Annotated in this window: 16 protein-coding genes; 13 read left to right on the forward strand and 3 right to left on the reverse strand. The window is 44.9% G+C overall.

Going from position 1 to position 22115, the window contains the following annotated elements:
- Positions 1-5: 5 nt before the first annotated feature.
- From QQL36_RS12205 to QQL36_RS12215, 3 genes are all read left to right on the forward strand, one after another.
- Positions 6-1112, forward strand: a complete 1107-nt coding sequence (locus QQL36_RS12205; protein ID WP_321569865.1) for a glycoside hydrolase family 88 protein — start codon at positions 6-8, stop codon at positions 1110-1112.
- A 272-nt stretch (positions 1113-1384) separates the two neighbouring features.
- Positions 1385-3832, forward strand: coding sequence for a glutaminase family protein (locus QQL36_RS12210; protein ID WP_321569866.1), 2448 nt, complete (start codon positions 1385-1387; stop codon positions 3830-3832).
- Positions 3833-4475: 643 nt separating this feature from the next.
- Positions 4476-4631: a hypothetical protein gene (locus tag QQL36_RS12215; RefSeq protein WP_321569867.1), complete on the forward strand. Its 156-nt coding sequence runs from the start codon at positions 4476-4478 to the stop codon at positions 4629-4631.
- A 101-nt stretch (positions 4632-4732) separates the two neighbouring features.
- Here QQL36_RS12215 and QQL36_RS12220 read toward each other — a convergent pair whose 3' ends face one another.
- Entirely contained in the window at positions 4733-4972 is a 240-nt protein-coding gene (locus QQL36_RS12220) for a hypothetical protein (protein ID WP_083721084.1), read from the reverse strand.
- A gap of 84 nt (positions 4973-5056) precedes the next feature.
- Between QQL36_RS12220 and QQL36_RS12225 the strand changes: the two genes are divergently transcribed.
- From QQL36_RS12225 to QQL36_RS12235, 3 genes are all read left to right on the forward strand, one after another.
- Positions 5057-6502 carry a sialate O-acetylesterase gene (locus QQL36_RS12225; RefSeq protein ID WP_321569868.1) on the forward strand — a complete coding sequence of 482 codons (1446 nt, stop codon included), beginning with the start codon at positions 5057-5059 and terminating at the stop codon, positions 6500-6502.
- A gap of 144 nt (positions 6503-6646) precedes the next feature.
- Positions 6647-7522, forward strand: a complete 876-nt coding sequence (locus QQL36_RS12230) for a DMT family transporter (RefSeq protein WP_321569869.1) — start codon at positions 6647-6649, stop codon at positions 7520-7522.
- Positions 7523-7724: 202 nt separating this feature from the next.
- The gene (locus QQL36_RS12235; RefSeq protein ID WP_321569870.1) at positions 7725-10208 is read left to right on the forward strand and encodes an ABC transporter permease; all 2484 of its coding nucleotides are present in this window, start codon (positions 7725-7727) and stop codon (positions 10206-10208) included.
- Between the two features lies 1 nt (position 10209).
- On the opposite strand, the gene QQL36_RS12240 is transcribed toward QQL36_RS12235, so the two are convergent.
- Positions 10210-10629, reverse strand: a complete 420-nt coding sequence (locus QQL36_RS12240; RefSeq protein WP_083721076.1) for a hypothetical protein — start codon at positions 10627-10629, stop codon at positions 10210-10212.
- A gap of 48 nt (positions 10630-10677) precedes the next feature.
- Positions 10678-10917 (reverse strand): hypothetical protein, encoded by a 240-nt coding sequence (locus QQL36_RS12245; protein WP_083721074.1) that lies wholly within the window; start codon positions 10915-10917, stop codon positions 10678-10680.
- A 409-nt stretch (positions 10918-11326) separates the two neighbouring features.
- Between QQL36_RS12245 and QQL36_RS12250 the strand changes: the two genes are divergently transcribed.
- From QQL36_RS12250 to QQL36_RS12280, 7 genes are all read left to right on the forward strand, one after another.
- Positions 11327-11902, forward strand: coding sequence for an RNA polymerase sigma-70 factor (locus QQL36_RS12250; RefSeq protein ID WP_321569871.1), 576 nt, complete (start codon positions 11327-11329; stop codon positions 11900-11902).
- Between the two features lie 242 nt (positions 11903-12144).
- Positions 12145-13143 carry a FecR family protein gene (locus QQL36_RS12255; RefSeq protein ID WP_083721069.1) on the forward strand — a complete coding sequence of 333 codons (999 nt, stop codon included), beginning with the start codon at positions 12145-12147 and terminating at the stop codon, positions 13141-13143.
- Positions 13144-13546: 403 nt separating this feature from the next.
- The gene (locus QQL36_RS12260; RefSeq protein WP_321569872.1) at positions 13547-17035 is read left to right on the forward strand and encodes a TonB-dependent receptor; all 3489 of its coding nucleotides are present in this window, start codon (positions 13547-13549) and stop codon (positions 17033-17035) included.
- A 4-nt stretch (positions 17036-17039) separates the two neighbouring features.
- Positions 17040-18644 (forward strand): RagB/SusD family nutrient uptake outer membrane protein, encoded by a 1605-nt coding sequence (locus QQL36_RS12265; protein WP_321569873.1) that lies wholly within the window; start codon positions 17040-17042, stop codon positions 18642-18644.
- Between the two features lie 32 nt (positions 18645-18676).
- Positions 18677-19810 carry a SusE domain-containing protein gene (locus QQL36_RS12270; protein ID WP_321569874.1) on the forward strand — a complete coding sequence of 378 codons (1134 nt, stop codon included), beginning with the start codon at positions 18677-18679 and terminating at the stop codon, positions 19808-19810.
- A gap of 11 nt (positions 19811-19821) precedes the next feature.
- Positions 19822-20955 carry a glycoside hydrolase family 76 protein gene (locus QQL36_RS12275; RefSeq protein ID WP_321569875.1) on the forward strand — a complete coding sequence of 378 codons (1134 nt, stop codon included), beginning with the start codon at positions 19822-19824 and terminating at the stop codon, positions 20953-20955.
- 44 nt (positions 20956-20999) lie between these two features.
- A complete protein-coding gene (locus QQL36_RS12280; RefSeq protein WP_321569876.1) occupies positions 21000-22064 on the forward strand; it encodes a glycoside hydrolase family 76 protein in 1065 nt (354 codons plus the stop codon).
- The last annotated feature ends 51 nt before the right edge of the window (positions 22065-22115 follow it).

Raw genomic sequence — 22115 nt, forward strand, 5'->3', positions numbered from 1 at the left:
CCACAATGAAAAAGTACTTCCTGTTCGTTACCATGCTGTTGGCCGTAAACACCCAGGCACAGAAAACCCTCATTCCAAAGAAGACCACACTGGCTGCGCTGACGAAGACGAATCAATATTTTATGGAGAAGTGGCCGGATACGGGCAAAGAGATTGTGTTGAATAAAACATGGCCATCTAATATCTGGACCCGTGGTGTGTATTATGAAGGCCTCATGGCATTGTATGCTATTGATCCAAAGCAACCCTATTATGATTATGCAGTGCGATGGGGTGAAAAACATAACTGGAATCTTCGCAATGGTATTAAAACCCGCAATGCGGATGACCAGGATTGTGGGCAGACGTATATTGATCTGTACCTGATAGACAAAAAACCGGAACGTATCGCCAATATCAAAGCGTCTATTGATACAATGCTCAGGACATCTAAAATAGACGACTGGCATTGGATCGATGCCGTTCAGATGGCGATGCCTGTAATGGCCCGCTTAGGTAAAATATATAAGGATACGGCTTATTTCCACCGCATGTATGAAATGTATGAGTGGACAAAGAATGGTTTGTACAATAAAGAAGAGCATTTGTGGTGGAGAGATAAGGACTTCATTCCTCCTTATAAAGAACCAAATGGGCAGAACTGCTATTGGAGTCGTGGTAATGGATGGGTACTGGCAGCATTGGTAAGAACAATGGAACAACTCCCCGAAAATTCCCATTATTATAAGATCTTCCTCAATGACTTTAAGGAAATGTCAGCCGCTGTTTTACCCCTGCAAAGGACGGATGGGTTCTGGAATGCGAGTCTGCATGATCCAAATAATTATGGTGGAAAAGAGCTGACAGGTACTTCATTATTTGTATATGGTATTACCTGGGGTATTCGTAAAGGCTACCTGGATAAAAAGACTTATTATCCGGTGGTAGTGAAGGCGTGGAACGCGCTGGTAAAAGATTGTGTACATGATAATGGAATGCTGGGCTTTGTGCAGAGTACAGGTAAGCAACCTTCAGATGGTCAGCCGGTTAGTTTTGATAAGATACCTGATTTTGAGGATTATGGGCTGGGATGTTTCCTGCTCGCAGGTAGTGAGATTTATAAATTAAAATGATTTTTCAGGCCTGTGGCAGCTATTGCTTCTTTCCTGCCTGCCGCAGGCTCCACCCTCCCTCGTTGAACCCCATTTGCAAAAAAATTAAGCGTACCATATACCTTTATTTAGAATAAAATCCCTATTTTTCACCCGTGTGAATGAATAAAGTGTAGCAGAATACCACGTCATTACTCAAACTCAGGTCTATGCGTCTCAACACTTCCGCAGCCAGCAATGGCTTTGCGTCCACGTTCGCGTATAATTTAATCAATATAAAGCTCCACAAAACCATGAACAGATTTTTGGGATTTGCCGCGCTGTTGCTCGCTCAGCAATTGCATGCGCAACAACAACAGGCTCCAGCCTATCCATTGGTCACACACGATCCTTATTTCAGCATCTGGTCCGCTTCGGACAATCTCACCGCTTCGGCCACCCGTCACTGGACAGGTGCAGAACAGCCTATCGTAGGCATGGTAAAAGTGGATGGCACCACTTACCGTGTACTCGGTCAGCAAGGTGAACATTATGATGGTATCGTGCCTGCTGCCGATGAAAAGAAATATACTGTCGCCTATACAGAAACAGCGCCTGCTGCTGACTGGATGTCGACCGACTTCATTGAAAAAGGCTGGCAGACAGGTGAAGCTCCTTTCACCAACGACAAACACATGTCAGGTACACAATGGAATACCCGCGACATCTGGGTACGCCGCTCATTCAACCTGAATAAGATCCCTTCAGAACCATTGTTCCTGAAGATCAATCACGATGATAACGCTGAAGTATATATTAATGGTACTAAAGCGTATAGCTACGAAGGTTGGTTGAACCACACACAATATTTCCCCATTAGCGACGATGTAAAGAAGCTCCTGAAGAAAGGTAAAAATGTACTGGCCATACATGTTACCAATACACAGGGCGGTGCTTTCCTCGATGCTGGTATCTCAGTAAAACCAAAGAACTTACTGGCGGACAATATCAAAACAGCCGTGCAGAAAAGCGTACAGCTCACCGCTACGCAGACTACCTACACCTTTAGCTGTGGTAAAGTAGACCTGACGCTGAACTTCCTGTCTCCGTTATTATTAAATGACCTTGACCTGATGTCTCGTCCGGTATCTTATATTAGCTACAAAGTACAATCTAACGATGGTGCACAGCACGATGTACAGGTGTACTTTGGTGCAAGTTCCACGCTCGCTACCAATACCGCTGGCCAGGAAGTGACAGCACAGCAGCTCACCAGCAATGGCCTGTCTATCCTGAAAGCAGGTACAACAGAGCAGGCAATCCTGGCGAAGAAAGGTGATGACCTCCGCATAGACTGGGGATACCTGTATGTAGCTGTACCAAAAGAAGCCAACGCTACCCAGACTATAACAACTGATGGTGATGCGATTGCTTCTTTCGTAGGGAAAGCAAAAGCAGTAACTGCCGGCAAACAACTGATGTTGAACACGGTTGTAAAACTGGGTAAAGTAGGTGCTGAATCCAAAGAACAGGTTGTCCTTATTGGTTATGATGATATCTACAGCATTCAGTACTTCGGTACTAACCTGCGCCCATGGTGGAAAAAGGATGACACCTTCACCATCGAAAAAGAACTGGCTGCTGCCAGCAAATACTATGGTTCCATCCTGGAACGTTGCAAAACCTTCGACAAACAGATGTATGCTGATGCAACCAAAGCAGGTGGCGACACTTATGCTAAGTTGTGTGTACTCGGTTATCGACAGAGCATCGCTGCACATAAACTGGTGAAGAGTCCTGAAGGCGAAATACTGTTCCTCTCCAAAGAGAACTTCAGCAATGGCTGTATCAATACAGTGGATGTAACTTATCCATCCGCACCTCTGTTCCTGATCTACAATCCTGATCTGATGAAGGGGATGACAAACGGTATCTTCTACTTTAGCGAAAGCGGTAAATACACCGAGCCTTACGCTGCACATGACCTGGGTACCTATCCGCTGGCAAATGGGCAGGTATATGGCGAAGGCATGCCGGTAGAAGAATCTGGTAACATGATCATCCTGACTGCAGCTATCGCAAAAGCAGAAGGTAATGCTGATTATGCAAAGAAGCATTGGAAGACGCTGTCAACCTGGGCAGACTACCTGCTGAAAGAGGGTTTCGATCCAGCTAACCAGCTGTGTACCGATGACTTTGCCGGTCACCTGGCCAGAAATGCAAACCTTTCAGTAAAAGCGATCGTTGGTTTGGGTTGTTATGCTATGCTGGCAGATCAGCTGGGCGAAAAGACAACAGCTGAGAAATTCAGAACAGCGGCAAAGAATATGGTGACTAACTGGATGAAACTGGCAGATGATGGTGACCACTACACCCTGGCGTTTGAGCGCAAAGGCACCTGGAGCCAGAAGTACAACCTGGTTTGGGATAAAGTGTTGGGGCTGGACCTGTTTCCAAAAGCTGTATACGACAAGGAAATCAAATATTATCTGACACAGCAGCAACGTTTTGGTTTACCACTGGATAGCCGTAAAACCTACACTAAATCTGACTGGATCGTGTGGACAGCGGGGCTAACCGATAACCAGGCTGATTTTGAAGCACTGATCACTCCGGTGTATAAGTATGCAACAGAAACCAGCAGCCGTGTACCTATTTCCGACTGGCATGAAACTACCGATGGTAAGATGGTAGGATTCCAGGCGCGAAGTGTGGTAGGTGGATATTTTATGGAAATATTGGAAAAGAAACTGGGTAAATAATTGGCTGCAATCAGCCGTATCGGGGTGGGGTGGCCTTTTTACAGGCTTCCTCACCTTTGTTTTTAAGGTGTAGTAATTGTACTACACGTCATCATTGGCGGCTTGGTTATATTTGCAACACACACTTTGTTATACTATCCTTAGACTTCTCTATTACCAAATATCAATCTAAAATAATTTATTTAATATATGTATATGAGCATGATCATATACTGTTAAGAGCTTGGTTTTTATTAGGATATGGTAGAAAAAGGTTGTCATTCCTGGCGACCTTTCATTTTTCAAATCTTATTTTATCCCTTTATCTTTTTACCTACATCTATTACTTGTACCGGCCGGTTTGGCCGGTTTTTTTTCAGATTATTTAAATGATGAAGGCCTGTCGTTGACAGGCCCTCATCATTTAAATAGAAGCGCCTGCGAATTCTCTTCGCAGGCTGCTCACTTTTTTGGGTAATGGATGCAATTGAGGAAATAAAATGGATGGAATAAGGAAACAATGAATGTTTGGGGTTTGGGGAACAATGAACGAAACGGGGAAACAATGAACATTGGGGCATTGCCAACCGGATGAAAAATCAGGGGTCGCAATTGGATGAAATCCGGGGATCACAACTGGACAAAAAATCGGAGGTTAAAATGGATGAAATTTTGGAGGCGGCAACTGGATGAAAATAAAGTAGAAATCAGGGTGAAAATGAATGAAATTCAGGGTGAAATGGATGAAAAGCTGGGGGTAATAATGGACGAAATTTCGGGGTTAAAATGGATGAAACTCTTGGAAGTTACAATGGAATGAAAACTGCTTGCACTACACGAATAAATATCTTATTAATTAGTTTGAACTAAACCAGTTTTGACTAAACACTGATCAATCAGTTCTTGCTAATCACTTATCAATTAGTTCTCACTAAACCCACTGAAAAAGCGACGCGCTACGTGTTTAAATCTATTCACATCTTCTTCGCTCTCCAGTTCCATATCGAAATGAGAATTGGTCGTATTATAATATTGTAAAGCTGCTGCTGCAATGTCGATATTACCGTAGGCATCTGCAGTGGCTTTGATAAAGCTGCTATTTGAATTCAAATAGTGAAGTGCTTTGATGTCAAATTCGAAAGTGATGATACCGTTTGCCATGATAGTTTCATTTTAATAACTCATCCTATAAAAATTTCGTGCCAAACTTTTGTAACTTGTAGAGATCATTAAAAAACTAATTTCATGCGATTATCCACGTTCCTCAGTACCACTGTGTTATCACTATTTGTTACTTTTTGTTATGCTGATATTAAATTGCCTGCTTTAGTCGGAAGCAATATGGTTCTGCAACGCAATAAACCATTACATATCTGGGGATGGGCTGATAAAGGCGAAACAGTCACAGTAACTTTTAAAGGAAAAGCAGTAAAAACTGTTGCAACAGAAAAAGGTAAATGGCAGGTTACATTACCTGCGATGCCAGCTGGCGGCCCTTACGAAATGTCGTTAAAAGGGAAGAACACTATTCACCTTGATAATATATTAATAGGTGAAGTATGGGTGGCTTCCGGCCAGTCAAATATGGAAATGCCGCTCCAGGGCTGGGGCAAGGTCCACAACTTCGAACAGGAAGTCAAAGCAGCGAACTATCCCAACATTCGTCTGCTGATGATAAAACGTGCAACCAGTACCGTACCGCTTGATACCGTCACTGTTTTGCAGGGTGGATGGCAGGCGTGTACGCCGCAATATATTCCGGAATTTTCTGCAGTCGGATACTTTTTTGCCCGTGAAATTAATGGGTATCAACAAGTACCTGTGGGAATCATCCTCACTTCGTGGGGGGGGACTGTAGCAGAAGCGTGGACGAGTGGGGAATCGTTGAAAAAAATGCCGGCATTTGCGGATGCGGTTAAATCATTTGAGCAACTGTCTACGCCGGAAGCGCCTTCAAATCCTAATAAGGCAACATTATTATATAATGCGATGATCCATCCTGTTATACCATATACCATCCGTGGAGTGATCTGGTATCAGGGGGAGAGCAACGCTGAGAGGGCGTATCAATACAGGGAGTTGTTTCCCCTCATGATCAAAGACTGGCGGAAACAGTGGAAGCAGGGGGATTTTCCTTTCTATTTCGTACAGCTGGCTAATTACAAGGATGTGGATGCACAACCTGTGGAGTCTGATTGGGCAGAGCTGCGGGAGGCACAGTTAAAGACTTTATCACTGCCAGCTACAGGTATGGCATCGGCGATTGATATTGGAGAGGCGAAAGATATACATCCTAAAAATAAACAGGAGGTAGGGCGTAGGTTGTCCCTCATCGCAAGGGCAGAGGTGTATGGGGAGAAAATTCCTTATTCCGGGCCTATCTATTTGTCTAAGCAGATTGCAGGGAACAAAGTGACTTTGAACTTTAAATATACCAATGATGGATTGCAGGTGAAGAAAGGTGGGACATTAAAAGGGTTCGCTATCGCTGGCGAAGACAAGCAATTCCATTGGGCACAGGCTACGATCAAGGGGAATCAGGTCGTGGTGTGGAGTGAAGAGGTGCCACATCCTGTGGCGGTGAGGTATGGTTGGGCCAATAATCCTGAGGGTAATCTTTACAATGGTGCTGGGTTACCAGCGAGTCCTTTTAGGACAGATGATTGGAAGGGAGTGACATTTGGGAAGTAGGAGCGATCACTTTCAGAACATAAGTGTGGAAATCTTTCAGAACATATTGTTGGAAATGAATCCCTTTGTAGAAGTATCCAGAGCAACTTTCAGAACCGATGACAGGAAAGATATTACCTTTGGGAAGTAACCAGGTTTTATCAGATGCGTCAAGTTGTATTCGGTGTATTATTCGCCATGCTATGGGCTTCCGCCAGCGTGGCTACCAAGATTGGTATCAGATCAGCAGAGCCTTTAATATTGGCCAACTTCCGATTTTTCCTCGCCGGAGGAGGGATGTTGTTGTTTGCCTATCTTATTCAGAAAGGCAAACATAGAATGCCGCAGGGAAAGGAGTGGAGACAGCTGCTCACATTTGGGTTTCTCAATACTACCTTATACCTGAGTTTATATGTTATTTCCATGAAATCGGTATCTGCGGGTATCGGCACCCTGGCTACTGCAACGAACCCTTTATTCATCATGGCGATATCTGCATTATGGCTCAAGCGACCATTAAGATGGTATGAGCTCACGGGTATGTTCCTTGGTTTATCCGGCGTTGCAGTAGCTACTTATCCTTTGTTGGCCGATAGCCATGGGTCTGTAGCAGGGCTAATTATACTGCTAACCGGTATGTTATCTGTTTCTGTTGCTACTGTCTATTATTCCCGCATCGAATGGGAGTTATCCAATCTCGTCATTAATGGCTGGCAGGTGTTTCTGGGTGGGTTATTGTTATTGCCATTTACCTGCTTTACTTCTGATTTTTCTACTACCAGATACGACATCAATTTTTGGGGTGGGCTTTTATGGTTGGTACTTCCTGTTTCTGTCACGGCATTACAACTCTTCTTCTACCTTGTAAAGCGTGATGCAGTACGTGCATCGCTTTGGCTCTTTCTCTGTCCGGTATTCGGTTTTATTTATGCAGCTATCTTATTGCATGAGGCGGTTACCTTGTTTACATGGGTGGGGACGATTTTAGTAATAGCAGGGTTATATTTGGGACAGCGGGAGAAGTTTGCTGCGAAAAAGTGATTATTCAGTAAATTTAATCATGCCCAAAGATGGCAATTTCAAAAGTGTACCTGCAAAAGATCTTTTACAACAAATAAAACGATCTTAATCTTCCCTCGTCCATAACCGGACATCACTCCGCTCAAAACCGGACACCCTACCCCCACAACCCTCTGACTATCATCTTATTCCCACATGGCACTATTCCTGCTTCCACCTCCTCATGCTGAAAATCACCATCCGCCGCCTCCTCCGTTTTAAAAAAGCTTCCTTACTCAATATCGCCGGCCTTGCCATCGGCATCGCTGCCTCCCTGATCGTGTTCATGATCATTCGCTTTGAAACCAGCTTCGACACCCAGCAGCCCAACTATAAAAACATCTACCGCATCGTCACCCCAACAGACTACTCTACCGGCGTACAATACAATTCTGGAGTATCCACCGGCGTACCTGATGCTATAAAAAACGAGTTTCCACAAATGGAAAAAGTAGCAACCCTCCAAATGATAGAGGGGGCGCAGTTTTCTGCAGAAGAGAATGCAGGCAAAAATGCAGGAGAAAATGCAAGAAAGAATGCAGGAGATAATGCAGGCAGGAATGTAGAAGATAATGCAGGCAAGGATGCAGGAGAAAATGCAATAAAGAATGCAGGAAAAAATACAAGCGAAAAGGTCTTCAAAGAAGACCACGGTACTTACTTTATAGAACCCAGCTGGTTTGACCTGTTCCACCAAAAATGGCTCTCAGGCGATCCCTCCCAATTAGCCGCTCCCAATACAATCGTCTTAGACAAAACCACCGCCGAAAAATACTTCGGCACCTGGAAAAAAGCCATCGGCCAGATCATCACATTAGACAATAAGTATCCGCTCAAAGTAGCCGGTATCTTAGATAACGCACCTGCCAATACTGACTTTCCCCTCCGCATGGTAGTTTCATTTGAAACCCTCCGTCAGCACCCTGACGATTATAGCTATGTAAAAAACGACTGGGGCGGCATGAATGGTCAGCACCAGGTCTTTGTACAATTACCAGAAAATACAGACCCTGCTACTATCAGCAACCGCCTTAAAACTTTCAGCAAAGAACACTACACCAATCAATTGATTAAAGTAAGAACCCTGCTCTTACTTCCCCTCAGCGAAAACCACTTTGACAACCGTTTTAGTTATATCGTTCCTCATGTTTCCAGCCATACCCGATTGCTCACCCTTACATTCATCGGTGTGCTCATCCTGCTCATGGCCATCATTAACTTCATCAACCTCACCACCGCCCAAAGCGCCATCCGCTCCAAAGAAATCGGTATCCGCAAAGTATTAGGCAGCTTAAGAAGACAACTCATCACCGACCTGCTTTTTGAGACGGCTATACTCGTAACCGTAGCCATCCTGCTAGCCATCGGCATCGCACAATTATCCTTACCTGTATTGCGCGGATTTACCCCCATGCCAATCGCCGTATTCAGCATAGAAAATATTGTTTTCTTATTCATCCTTTTAATCTCTGTCACCTTATTCGCTGGCATCTACCCAGCTTTTATCTTATCCGGTTATCAACCGCTCAAAGCATTCAAACCCGCTGGTTTCTCCGTACGCCGTGGTTTAGTCATCACTCAATTTGCCATCTCCCAGATCATGATCATCGGCACTATCGTGGCCATGGAGCAGGTACACCTATTACAATCTGCTGACCTGGGGTTTAATAAGGAGGCGGTATACACGGTACCTGGTTTTGGTAATTACGACCTGAATGGTGCTGATGCCCTCAAAACCCGTTTAAAACAATACGCCGGTTTCGCCAGCATCACCTTAGCCAATATGCCACCCACTGCAAATAGCAACTGGATGGATGTTTTTTATTTTGACCAGGGGGCTACTCCCAGCAATTATAATATTGACATCCGTTGTGGGGATGCTGATTACGTCCGCACCTTTGGCCTGCAACTCATAGCAGGGCGTAACTACCAGGATGGTAAAAATATCCGTGAGCTTATCATCAATCAAACCTTTGCAAAGCAATTAGGCTATAAAGATCCTGCAAGTGCGATCGGTCACACGATAAAAATTAGTAACACAGGCGAATGGCACCAAATCGTAGGTGTGATAAAAGACTTTACCAACAATTCCCTGAGAGAACAGGTACGCCCGTCTGTAGTGATGCCCTGGCGCGAAGCCTGCTGGCTTACCTGCATAAAACTGACTGATTTCAAAATGATCGATGTACTGAAAGACGAATGGATGAAAGCCTTTCCCGGCTATGTGTTCAATGGTAGCTTCCTCACACAGCAAATGGAAAACTACTACCAGCAGGAGCAACAGCTTTCCCTGCTCTACCGCCTCTTTGCCGGCATCGCTATATTTATTTCCTGTCTGGGTTTATATGGAATGGTCTCTTTCATGGCAGTACAAAAAAAGAAAGAGATCGGAATTCGTAAGGTACTGGGTGCATCTGTCATGAATATACTTTACCTCTTCTGGAAAGAGTTTCTCACTTTAACAGGCATGGCTTTCCTGATAGCCGCACCAGCTGGCTGGTGGCTCATGAACAACTGGTTGCAAAACTTCACATTGCGTACGGAGGTCGGAGCAACAGTATTCCTGACCGCCATTGCAGCATCGGTAGCCATAGCTTTGCTCACCGTGAGTCACAAAGCAATGACTGCCGCGCTGACCAATCCGGTCCAAAGTATTCAAACGGAATAGACTACTCTTCAAATTCAATGGTTTTGATCTTGTTAGCAAGGTTGTCGATACTTTGCAGCTCGATCTCTATCATTTTCCTTTTCAGTGCTGCTGCTTCTTCAGAAGAGATAAGCCCATCACTTAATGCTGCTTCTATTTTCTGTAGTAAAAGTTTTTTAAATTTCACTACCCGTTTCCGTTTGTAATACGCATTCTTCTCCCGGATAAGGAACTTCCAGATTAAAGAGAAGGCTATTGAAACAGTGGGAGCAATAATTACAAGCCAGGACTTTAGTGGATAATTGTCAGGGAGATTGCTAGCTAGTAGTACGAGCAGGGTACCACTGCTTGCGCCAGCTATACTGGCAGATGTAGAGCTTGGTTGCTGGTTATTGAGAGCCTCTGTGGATGGGTTAGCAACCAATGAGTTTGCTTGATCCAAGGAATGAAAATGGTTTTATAGGATTGAATTGAATTTATGGTATTTGGGTCACTTCCCTAGTAGTACATCCATCGTGCGAAGAATCTCTTGTACATCATTCTGTTTTTCAAGTTCAAGTACTACTACCTTTCCTCTTCTGTCCTCCAATACTAAAGCCTTCGGAGGATGTGTGTTATATTTCTTCAGCCTGGCTGATTCCCTCCAGGCACTGATAACAGGTAATGCTAAGGTAGACAGCAAGCTGAAAACAGCTATAATTGATAATATGGTATTAAATATCGCCGACATTAATCATTTGAAGTTTGATAATTTTGGGTAACAATACTAAGTTAAGACTTTTCCCCCGATTCACACATAAAATTCTTACTATATTAACATTTCAATTAATGACTGATATTACTGTCGCAGTGTATACTGGTAAAGGGTTTGGGTTTTATTTATTTGACAGAAAAGTACTCAATTCTGAATGAGTAATCCACTCTATTCCTTTCAATTTTACCTTGGGCAAATTCAAATGGTTTGGGTGTCCCCTGCGGCAGCTTCCGGAAGAAGCGGCTTGCAGGAAAAAAATATTTTTTAGGGCTGTCAGTAATTTTTCTAATTTATCTGTCCTATATCAAATGGCCTAACTGCCATTATTCCACATTATGAAAGGGGCAAAAATTATCTATATCGTCTACGGTACTGTCAGCAGGGTATGAGCAACAATGAAAACATCCATTTATGGCAACAGCAAATAGCTGATGATGGCGATGAAAAAGCTTTCGCCTCGCTATTCCGTCACTATTACGAACGACTGTTGCATTTCTGCATGCAATATGTGTCCACGCGCGAAGCTGCGGAAGAAATCGTCTCCGACGTATTTGTGAAGATCTGGAACCGACGTGCCGGGCTGGGTGCTATTTCTAACCTGGAAGTATACCTGTTCGTAGCAGTCAAAAATCATTCACTCAATTATCTTGAACAATATTCCAACCTTAGAATTACTCCACTAAATGATGATTCAGGTTTAGCCGGGCTGACCACTACAGACCCGGAGAAAACAATGGAATGGAAAGAGATCCTCTTCAAAATGGATCAGGAAGTAAACCGCCTTCCGGATCAATGTCGGCGGGTATTTAAACTGATTAAAGAAGAAGGATTTAAATATAAAGATGTGGCTGAAATTCTTAACATCTCGCCACGCACTGTCGAAACACAATTATTCAGAGCGATGAAGCGATTGAATGAAGTGATCGGTCCATTTGTTTCAATGAAAGCAAAAAAGAAATAGGCAATTCGTCTTGCGGATGAAGTAGGTCATGTATTTCGCTAAGTAAGTAGATCATTCATTTCGCTGAAGAAGTAAGCCATTCGTCTTGCTAAAAGAAAGTAGGTCATTCTTTTAGCTAAAGAAATAGGCCTTTCTTTTCTCTGACAATGAACATGTATTTCGCTAAACAGAAAAAAAATTAATCTCTCTGTAAGTAGTTTTCAAAATATCTCTGTCCTTCTCATACAACCGGCTTCTCAATTATGATCAACGATGAACTTTTTAATACACTAGCCGCCAGGAAACTGGCTGGAGAAGCTACCGCCGAAGAGCTGCAGGAGTTGGATATCCTAATGCAGGATAACGATTATTTACGGGAACAATTTACCCTATTACAATCCTATTTCAGGGAAGCACCTTATCACGCTGCTGCAGATACTGAACTAGCCCTGCAAAAAACCATGGCACGCATTCACGCCACTCCCACACTCCAACCCAAAAGAGCTGTGTGGAAATGGCTCAGTGTCGCCGCCGCCGCTATATTAATACTCGGTACCGGATTATTGTATGTAGACAAAGCACATACTCCTATATCACAGATGGCAGCCAACGACACCATGCAATGGCTGCATCGCCAGAATGGCAAAGCAACCCGCGCCAGCATCGAACTCGCTGACGGTAGTAAGATCTGGCTCAATGTAGACAGTAAACTCACTTACCCTGAAGTGTTCAACAGCAAGTCCAGGGAAGTCTACCTCACCGGCGAAGCATTCTTTGATATCGCACCCAATCCAGGTCGGCCTTTCATCATTCACCTCGCTAAAGGAAGTGTACATGTACTAGGTACCTCCTTTAACATCCGTGCCTATGATAATGAAGCCGTGCAGACTTCCGTACAAACAGGTAAAGTAGCCTTTATACCTGCTGATAACAGGGATACCGTCTTCATCACACCAGATGAAAAAGTAACCTATCAGCCTGCCGCTACAAAAGCAATTATTAAAGAACCAACAGCTGCTGAAGACGATAAAGCCTGGACTGAAGGCCGACTCGTATTCAGAGATAAAACATTGGAAGAAATAGGCATTGAACTGGAAAGGACCTTCGGCAAGAAGATCTCATTTATAGATGAAGCACCACGGCATTACAGGCTCACCGGCTCATTCCAGAACAATAACCTGCAGGATATCATGTATTACCTTGCCAGATCAAGATCATTCCACTATAATATAACTGATAGCACACTGCTGATAAGTGAATAGCAGGAAGGTAAACGCAACCACTGTAATTGCATATTGCTGATAGGCAAACAGCAAGGCCACAAAACGGAAAAGCAATATAGCTTATGCATAGCAGCAAGGCCGCCAGATGGCAAAGCAAAACAGCTGATGCAGGAAAAACAAAACTGTCAAACCGCAAAGCTAAAGAGCGATGCATAACAGCGAAACCACAAAACGGCAAAGCAAACAGCTTTTGCATAACCGCAAAGCTGCCAGACCGAAAATGCTAAACACGTAAATCAAAACAGTAAAAGAAAAAAGAAACAAACAGCATAATTCACGTTAAGGTACAGGCATCACTAAAAAGGGCTTCCAATTCAGCCCTTTTTAGCCGCCCCCTACTCTGTAAATATCACTGATACACACAATAAACCAAAATAGCGTTATGAAAGAAAGACCGCTACGTTTTACTATTCCGGCTACTTTCCGCTCCCTTTTCCTGCCTATGTTCGTCTGTATGATCGTTATGAACATACTCGATCTGCGCGCCCAGATGGCTTTCGCCTCCAACACTGGCCGTTACTCAGGCGCACAGCAGGTCAATGCCGCCGAAAAGCCCACAGAAAACCGCATCTCCCTCCAGGTAAACGATGAAGGATTGGGACAGGTGCTGGAAAAAATTGAAGCGCAAACACCCTTCGTCTTCGTCTACTCTAACGACGAAGTGAAAGCCGGCCAAAGAGTCACCCTTACCGTCAAAGATCAACAGCTCGACGATGTGCTCAAACTCATCCTCTCTCCGCTGGACATCCGCTTCGAAAAGATCAATAACAAAATCATCCTGCGTCAGGGCCGCCAGCCAGCCGCTACTTACCAGGCAAATGATCTGAGTGTCAGTGGCCGTATTGTAGACGCCAAAGGCGTTGGCATCCCTAACGTCAACGTACGTCTGCAAGGTACCAATCTAGGCACCACTACAAATGATGATGGTTTTTTTACGCTAAAGATCCCAGCTGGGCAAGCCAATGGTACCTTAGTTTGCTCTTCCGTTGGCTACATCCCATCGGAGGTGGGTATCAATGGCAGAACTAATATTACCGTAATGCTCACCGCCGATTCCAAGGACCTGGGAGAGATAGTGATCACAGCTTACGGCTCACAAAAGAAAACCCAGGTAACTGCGGCCATCAATACCATTTCGACCAGGGATATTGAAGGCCGCCCTGTAACAAACATGTTCCAGGCCCTACAGGGTACTGCCCCCAACCTCATCCTGCAACAACAAAATGCAGAACCAGGTGCTAAACTCACCCTCAATATCCGTGGTGTAGGTAGCCTCACCGGCAACTCCCCACTCATCATCATCGATGGTGTGCAGACCGGTGGCGATGGCTTACAAAACCTGAACCCTTACGATGTGGAAAGCATCTCCGTATTGAAAGATGCCGCTTCTTCCGCTATCTACGGTTCTCAGGCTGCTAACGGTGTTATCTATATCACCACCAAAAGAGGTTCCAAAGACGATAAACCATCCGTGACCTACAATGGTATGTATGGCTGGCAAAAACCAACCACACTACCCCGCAACGTGGAAGCATGGGAATATATGACCCTGAAAGATGAAGCACTGGTGAACTCCGGTAAAACACCACAGTACACACCCGATGAAATTGCTTACTGGAAACGTAAAGGTTCATATCCCTCTTACATGGATGAAATGATCCGTAACTATACCCCTCAGCAAAATCATAGCTTAAGCCTGACTGGCGGGGGTAAAAGCAGCAGCTATCTGATCTCCCTCGGTTATGTCAACCAGGGCAACATGCTGCAGAATAAATACGTAAACCAGGACTTCTATTATAAACGCTACAACGCCAGAGCAAACCTCGGCGTAGATGTAAGCAAATACGTAAAAGTAAATGCAAACATTGCGTACACTAAATCCTTCTTCCGCCGCCAATCTGCCGACATCGGTATCCTGATGCGCGATGCCATGCGTACACCCCGTATCTATCCTGTAAAAGATTCTCTGGGCAACTTCGTCGTTCCTGCACTGAACAGTAACAACGTGTTCGCACAGCTGGATCTGCAAGGGTTTGACCTGGTTGAAAAAGATAACCTGCTCGGTGGTCTGGATGTAACGATCACCCCGGTGAAACACCTGAAGCTGAACTTCAATGCCTCCGGCAATTACACCATCACCAACGATATCAACAGGGTGAATAAGTATAGCTACGCTCCTTATTATACCACTGCGAATCCACCTACTTACAACCAGTATTCTGAATCTGAATACAAGGATAACAACACGAACGTATACGCCACTGCTGAATACGAAAACAACTTCGGCAAGCACTACGTAAAAGCACAGGTAGGCGCACGTAGCGATGCAGTGAATGAATACTATGGTATCAAAGCCAGCCGCTATGGTACCACCAACCTCGATGACCAATGGGCTATCGGTGGCGGTTATATTCCTAAGCCTGATGGCAGCTATGATTATTCTACCATCGGCACTTACAATGATATCAGCAATCCCAATCTCTATGCACTGAACTCTCTCTTTGGAAGGGTCAACTATGTATACGACGATAAATATCTCGCGGAGTTCACCTGGCGCTATGATGGCTCTTCCAAACTGGCTCCCGGTCATCGCTGGCAGTTCTTCCCTGCATTCTCCCTGGGGTGGAGAGTGACAGACGAAAAGCTCTTCAAAGACTTCAAAGATAAATACGGCAACATCAAGCTGCGCTACTCATGGGGTCAAGTGGGTAACTCCAACATCGGAGGCTTCAACTACCTGGCCCGCGTAACGCTCAACTCCGGCAAGTATGCGTTCAACAACGCACCTGCTCCCGGTGCTGATTTCTCCGCATACAACGAAACGTTGCAATGGGAAATCTCTACCATGAGTAACTATGGCGTGGATATGGATCTGTTCAATAACAAGATCACCGCCAGCTTCGACTACTTCAATAAAACTACCACTGGCATCTACCTCTTCCAGGTAGTACCGGGTACAGCAGGTATCGGCTCTTCTTTGCAGAACGTAGGTAAAGTGGAAAACAAAGGATGGGAAATCTCCTTATCCTACCACGCGAAAACAGGCGCTGTGAAGCACACGATCGGCGTAAACTTATCTGATAACCTGAACAGGGTGATCAAATATGGTGAACAGTCCATTCAGGGTTCTGACTTCACTTACATCATCAAAGAAGGATTCCCGATCGCTTCTTACTATGGCTACAAATCCAATGGTCTGTACCAGAACCTGGACGATATCAAGAATGCACCCAAAGTGCCATTCGCCTACAATCAACAGGTGATGCCCGGCGATATCAAATATATAGACCGTAATGGTGATGGCGTGATCGATGCAAACGACCGTTATGTATTCGGTAATCCATTCCCTCGTTACACATTCGGATTTAACTACAGTGCCAGCTGGCGCAACTTCGACTTCTCCATGTTCTGGCAGGGAGTTGGCAAGCGTACCCAGTTCCTGCGCGGTGATATCGTAGAAGCATTCCATAACAATGAGGACCACGCCTTTGTACAACACCTGGATCGCTGGACACCTACAAATCCGGATGCAACCTATCCACGTCTCACCATCGGTGCGGCTGATGCTAACAACTTCGCTTATTCAGACTACTGGCTGTTCGACACCCGCTACCTGCGCCTGAAGAACCTGCAATTTGGCTACAATCTGCCTAAGCGCTTTACCGATCGTATAAAGGTACAGGGTGCAAGGATCTACTTCACCAGTCAGAACCTGCTCACCTTCACACCTCGTCGCTTCCACGATCTTGGTGTAGATCCTGAGTTCACACAGTTCGACGATAAGCTGTCTTTTTCCAATTACAATGCTATTGCAGGACGTAGCTATCCGAATGCAGCTACCTTCTCTTTCGGTATAGACCTGAAATTTTAAACGTATGAAGAGACTACTGATAATACTCATAAGTGCGACTACGCTGTATTCCTGCCGTAAGCTGGATCAGCCTATCACACGCGAATATACAGAGGAAGCCTACTGGCGGGATGCTGATGATGCAATCGCAGCCGTAAACAGTTGTTACGAAAATATGTCGAACGACGGCTACTTTTTCGGCAACGAAGCACTGAGCGACAATGCTTATGTAAACGGTACCGGTTTTGACAACGTGACCGCTATTGCTGATGGGGCCTACGATCCATCCAATGCAAGAGTAACGAATGAATGGTCATACCGCTATACCTGTATCCGCAAGTGTAACACCGTAACAACGAATATCGACAAGGTGCCAAACATGGATTCTACCCTGAAAAAAAGGATCCTGGCCGAAGCCCGTTTTATTCGTGCCTACTCTTACTTTCAGCTGGCAGACTGGTATGGGGATGTTCCATTCTATACCAACCTCATTACCATCGACGAAGCTAAATCCATCACCCGCACACCAAAGGCAGACATCCTCAATTTTGTACAGTCAGAGCTGGCTGCCATCCGTGCAGACCTGCCGGTAAACACTGCTTATGCTGAACAGGACAGAGGCCGCATCACCCGTGGTGCTGCGATCGCTTTCAGTGCACGGGTACATTTGTACAAGGGAGAGTGGCAGGCTGTGGTAGATGATTGTGAACAACTCATTGGCAAAACTGATAACGGAACTTATAGTCTGCAATCCAGCTATAAAAATGTATTCAGCATCAACAATGAATATAACAGCGAAGTGATCCTCGACCTGCAATATGGGGGTGGTCGTACCTATGCTACACAACGCAACTTCCTTCCACAGACAGTTGCCTTGCTGAGGAGTGTGCTGGTGCCTACACAGGACCTCGTAGATGATTATGTAATGCTGAATGGTAAAGGTATCGCTGAATCAGGTTCCGGTTACAATGAAAGTAATCCTTACACCAACAGGGATCCTCGTTTTGAAGCCACCATCCTGCACGATGGTTCTACCATCACTGACTTTAACGGTGCGGTACAAACGATTCTCACACAGCCAGGTTCTAATCCCGCTACCAATAGTGTGGATGATCAGGGAGCTTCTCCCACCGGTTATTACTTCTACAAATATTACGATCCAACCGCCAGCAATTACAACTCCAGCCTGAATCTGATTATGATTCGCTATGCAGAAGTATTGCTGATGTATGCAGAAGCAAAAAATGAACTGGGACAACTGGATGCGAACGTATGGAATACCACTGTTCGTGCATTGCGTGTACGTGCTGGTTTCAATGATGCAGGTGCTACTGAATATTCTTCAGCCACTACCGACCAGCTCAGAACCATCGTACGCCGTGAAAGACGTGCAGAACTGGTATTCGAAGGTATTCGTCCATTCGATATCCGTCGCTGGAAAATAGCTGACCAGGTACTGGCCAGACCAGTAAGAGGGATCAAGGTAACCGGAGGTGCTTTTAACAAAGATGCAAATGGATATATCATTGTAGAAAACAGGCTTTTCAACAATCCAAAACATTACCTCTGGCCGGTGCCTACATTCGAACGCGACCAAAACAGCCACCTCGGACAAAACCAGGGTTGGTAGAATTTCCACTTATTTAAAAATTGCTGCAACACATGAAAACATACTTCCTGCATATATTAGCTATCATGTCCCTGCTGGCTGTCAGCTGTAAAAAGGACGATTACAAACTCAATACGAACATGAAGCCGGTACCAGCGCTGAGTGCACCGGTAGATGATAAGTATATCAAACTGCAACCTACTACCAGCGCTTCCGTATCATTCGAATGGGAGCAGGCACGTGCCGAAGATGGTTCACTGGTATTGTACGAAGTAGTGTTCGACAAGGAAGACGGCGACTTCTCTGCACCACTTGCTACCATTGCATCTGATGGTGGTGGTGTGAATAACAAACTGACACTGTCTCACAAAGATCTGAATACCATCGCTGCCAAAGCGGGTATCGCTTCTCTTGCAGTAGGCAAATTGAAATGGACTGTCAACTCATCAAAAGGATACAATATTCAGAAAGCTGCTGAAACCCGTACTATCGAAGTAGAAAGACCAAATGGTTTTGCAGAAATTCCTGTTGATGTATTCCTGACAGGTGCTGCTACTGAAGCTGGTGATAACCTGGCTGCTGCGCTGAAAATGAAATCTACTTCTGCGGGTGTATTTGAAATCTATACTTCTCTGAAAAATGGTACTTACCATTTCACAGACAGAAATAATGGTACGCCGACTACCTTCTATATTGATGGGGGAGCTGTAAAACAAGATGGCGAAAGTACGCAGGCAGTTGGCACAAAAATATACCGTCTGCAACTGGATTTCAACAATGCTGCAGCTACTGTAACTGAAATTACCGCGATAGGTCTATGGTTCGCACCTGAAAACAAAATCATGTACAACCTGGATTATACCAGCAATGGTGTATGGTCTTTCAAAAACCAGCCGATCACCTTCCACCAGGAATCATGGGGGCGTGATGAACGTTATAAATTCCGCCTGAGTGTCACTGCAGCTGATGGTACGACAGGTTACGAATGGTGGGGTTCTTCCAATGCAGACAACAACCGTCCTACTTCTGCCACACCACTGTCTTTCTGGGAACTGCACCTGATCAGCAACAGCGATCAGTACAACTACTGTTTCAAATTCAACGGTGATGTAGATACTAAAAACTGTGATGTGAATGTATACTTCTCTCCTGACAAGACGTATACGCATGAAGTGATCATTAAATAAATTATTGAATTATGCGCAAATTGATAATTGTTGGCACCTTACTCATTACAGGATTTACTTCCTGCCTGAAAGAGCCTGTGGACGATGGTCCCGGGCCTGGCGTAGGCGCTGTGAGCTATGTATATAACTGGCCTGCTATTGCTGATTCTACAGAGAATTCACTGATCAGCGGCTGGTACAATCAGAGTGGCAATTACTTTAACAAGAACAATAGCAGTGATCAGACTTTCAACTACTGGCCCAATGCGCATGCATTGGATCTACTGGTAGATGCATACCTGCGTACAGGTGATGTGGCCATCAAAGCACGTATGGATAAATTGCTGGATGGTGCACAGGTGAAGAATGGCAATACCATCATCAATCACTTCTATGATGATATGGAATGGATGACGCTGGCTTGCCTGCGTGCATACGAAGCCACCAGTGATGCGCGATACAAAACTGCCGCTACTACCCTGTGGGAAGACATCAAAGGTGGATGGGATGAAACCTTTGGTGGTGGTATTTATTGGAACAAGGACCGTCAAAATAAGAATACGCCCGCCAATGCGCCCGCCAGTATCATCGCCTCCCGCTTTTACCAGCTGGATCATAAAGGCGATGACCTGGCATGGGCCAAGAAGATCTATCAGTGGCAAAAGGATAATCTCGTAGACCCAACTACAGGGCTGGTATGGGATGGGCTGGATGCCAGTGGTACGAACAAGGCCTGGAAGTTTACCTACAACCAGGGTGTGTTCATAGGTGCAGCAGTAGAGTTGTACAAACTTACAGGAGATAATACTTACCTCTCTGATGCCTTGAGAACGGCGAATAATTCCCTGGGTAGTGAGTTCACCACCAACAACATCTTCAAAGACGAAGGTGGGGGCGATGGTGGTCTGTTCAAAGGTATATTGGTTCGTTACTTAATGCTGCTCATTACAGATGGTAGTATTTCCAGCACCGACCAGGCGAAATTTGCGAATTCCTTATTGCTGAATGCACAAACTATGTGGTTGCAGGGTACTACCCGTCCACAGGTGATCTTTAATACCAGCTGGACAAGTACAGCAACTACTACAGATCTGACTACCCAGCTCAGCGGATCTATGTTGATAGAAGCTGTCGCCAGACTAAAAGAACTGGAATTGATTGACTAATTTTATATCTCCGGCTTCGGCCGGAGATATAAAAATCCACAAGCATGCTTAAATACTCAGGTCTCATGATGCTGCTATGCCTTCATAGCAGCATTTTCGCGCAGTCATCTGCCAACAAAACTCACGCAGACACACTCTGGTCAGCAGTCACCAGGAATCTGTATGACGCGCAAAACAAACTCTATTACGAAACCACTGACAAGGAAAAGAGAGAAAACCCGCATTCCTATCTCTGGCCTTTGTGTGGTTTGATCCAGGCAGCCAACGAAATGGAAGCCATTCACCCGGGCAAAAACTACATGCCCACCGTTATTGCAGCCATTAATGCCTATTACGACAAAAAAGCGCCCGCACCGGGTTATGACTCCTATGTCGTGAAAGAAAAGGGCGGAGACAGGTTTTATGACGACAATCAGTGGATTGCCATCGCCTACCTGGATGCGTATAAGCGCACAAAGAAGAAATGGTATCTTGAAAAAGCCACGGAAATTTATAAATTTATGATGACGGGCTTTGATACCATTTCCGGCGGTGGTTTATACTGGAAAGAGGGAGATAAAGGTGGTAAAAACACCTGCTCCAATGGCCCGGGCGTATTGGTAGCCTTACAGTTATATCAGGCTACCCACCAGAAAAGCTATCTCGATACAGCGCTGCTGTTGTACAATTGGGTCAACAAATACCTGCAGGCGCCCGAAGGCTTTTATTACGACATGATCCATGTGCCATCGTTGAAAATCGACTCCGCTGCTTACACCTACAATGCGGGTACGATGCTGGAAGCCAATGTCAAACTATATCATATTACAAAGGATAAGCATTACCTGGAAGCTGCACAACACATAGCAGCCGGCAGTTATACTCACTTTTTCCGCCAGGGCAGGTTTCCATATTCCTATTGGTTCAATGCTGTCCTGCTCAGAGGGTACGAAGCATTGTATGCTGTGGATGGTAACCGACAGTATATCAATGCAATGCAGGAAGATGCCGACAAAGTATGGACTACCGAAAGTGATGAAAGAGGATTGGTCGGCCATAAGAAGGACAAAGATTTATTAGGACAAACGGGCATGATGGAAATTTATGCCCGCCTTGCCCGGATAAAATAAGTATCTTTGCTTCTCTATGAAATACAGGAATACAAAAGGTTACCTCCGACA

The sequence above is a fragment of the Chitinophaga sp. LS1 genome, from assembly GCF_034274695.1.
Classification (GTDB): domain Bacteria; phylum Bacteroidota; class Bacteroidia; order Chitinophagales; family Chitinophagaceae; genus Chitinophaga.

Coding starts and splice junctions, on each gene's coding strand:
- QQL36_RS12205 (WP_321569865.1), top strand. CDS start 6: ATGAAAAAGTACTTCCTGTTCGTTACCATGCTGTTGGCCGTAAACACC.
- QQL36_RS12210 (WP_321569866.1), top strand. CDS start 1,385: ATGAACAGATTTTTGGGATTTGCCGCGCTGTTGCTCGCTCAGCAATTG.
- QQL36_RS12215 (WP_321569867.1), top strand. CDS start 4,476: ATGAAATTTTGGAGGCGGCAACTGGATGAAAATAAAGTAGAAATCAGG.
- QQL36_RS12220 (WP_083721084.1), bottom strand. CDS start 4,972: ATGGCAAACGGTATCATCACTTTCGAATTTGACATCAAAGCACTTCAC.
- QQL36_RS12225 (WP_321569868.1), top strand. CDS start 5,057: ATGCGATTATCCACGTTCCTCAGTACCACTGTGTTATCACTATTTGTT.
- QQL36_RS12230 (WP_321569869.1), top strand. CDS start 6,647: ATGCGTCAAGTTGTATTCGGTGTATTATTCGCCATGCTATGGGCTTCC.
- QQL36_RS12235 (WP_321569870.1), top strand. CDS start 7,725: ATGCTGAAAATCACCATCCGCCGCCTCCTCCGTTTTAAAAAAGCTTCC.
- QQL36_RS12245 (WP_083721074.1), bottom strand. CDS start 10,917: ATGTCGGCGATATTTAATACCATATTATCAATTATAGCTGTTTTCAGC.
- QQL36_RS12250 (WP_321569871.1), top strand. CDS start 11,327: ATGAGCAACAATGAAAACATCCATTTATGGCAACAGCAAATAGCTGAT.
- QQL36_RS12255 (WP_083721069.1), top strand. CDS start 12,145: ATGATCAACGATGAACTTTTTAATACACTAGCCGCCAGGAAACTGGCT.
- QQL36_RS12260 (WP_321569872.1), top strand. CDS start 13,547: ATGAAAGAAAGACCGCTACGTTTTACTATTCCGGCTACTTTCCGCTCC.
- QQL36_RS12265 (WP_321569873.1), top strand. CDS start 17,040: ATGAAGAGACTACTGATAATACTCATAAGTGCGACTACGCTGTATTCC.
- QQL36_RS12270 (WP_321569874.1), top strand. CDS start 18,677: ATGAAAACATACTTCCTGCATATATTAGCTATCATGTCCCTGCTGGCT.
- QQL36_RS12275 (WP_321569875.1), top strand. CDS start 19,822: ATGCGCAAATTGATAATTGTTGGCACCTTACTCATTACAGGATTTACT.
- QQL36_RS12280 (WP_321569876.1), top strand. CDS start 21,000: ATGCTTAAATACTCAGGTCTCATGATGCTGCTATGCCTTCATAGCAGC.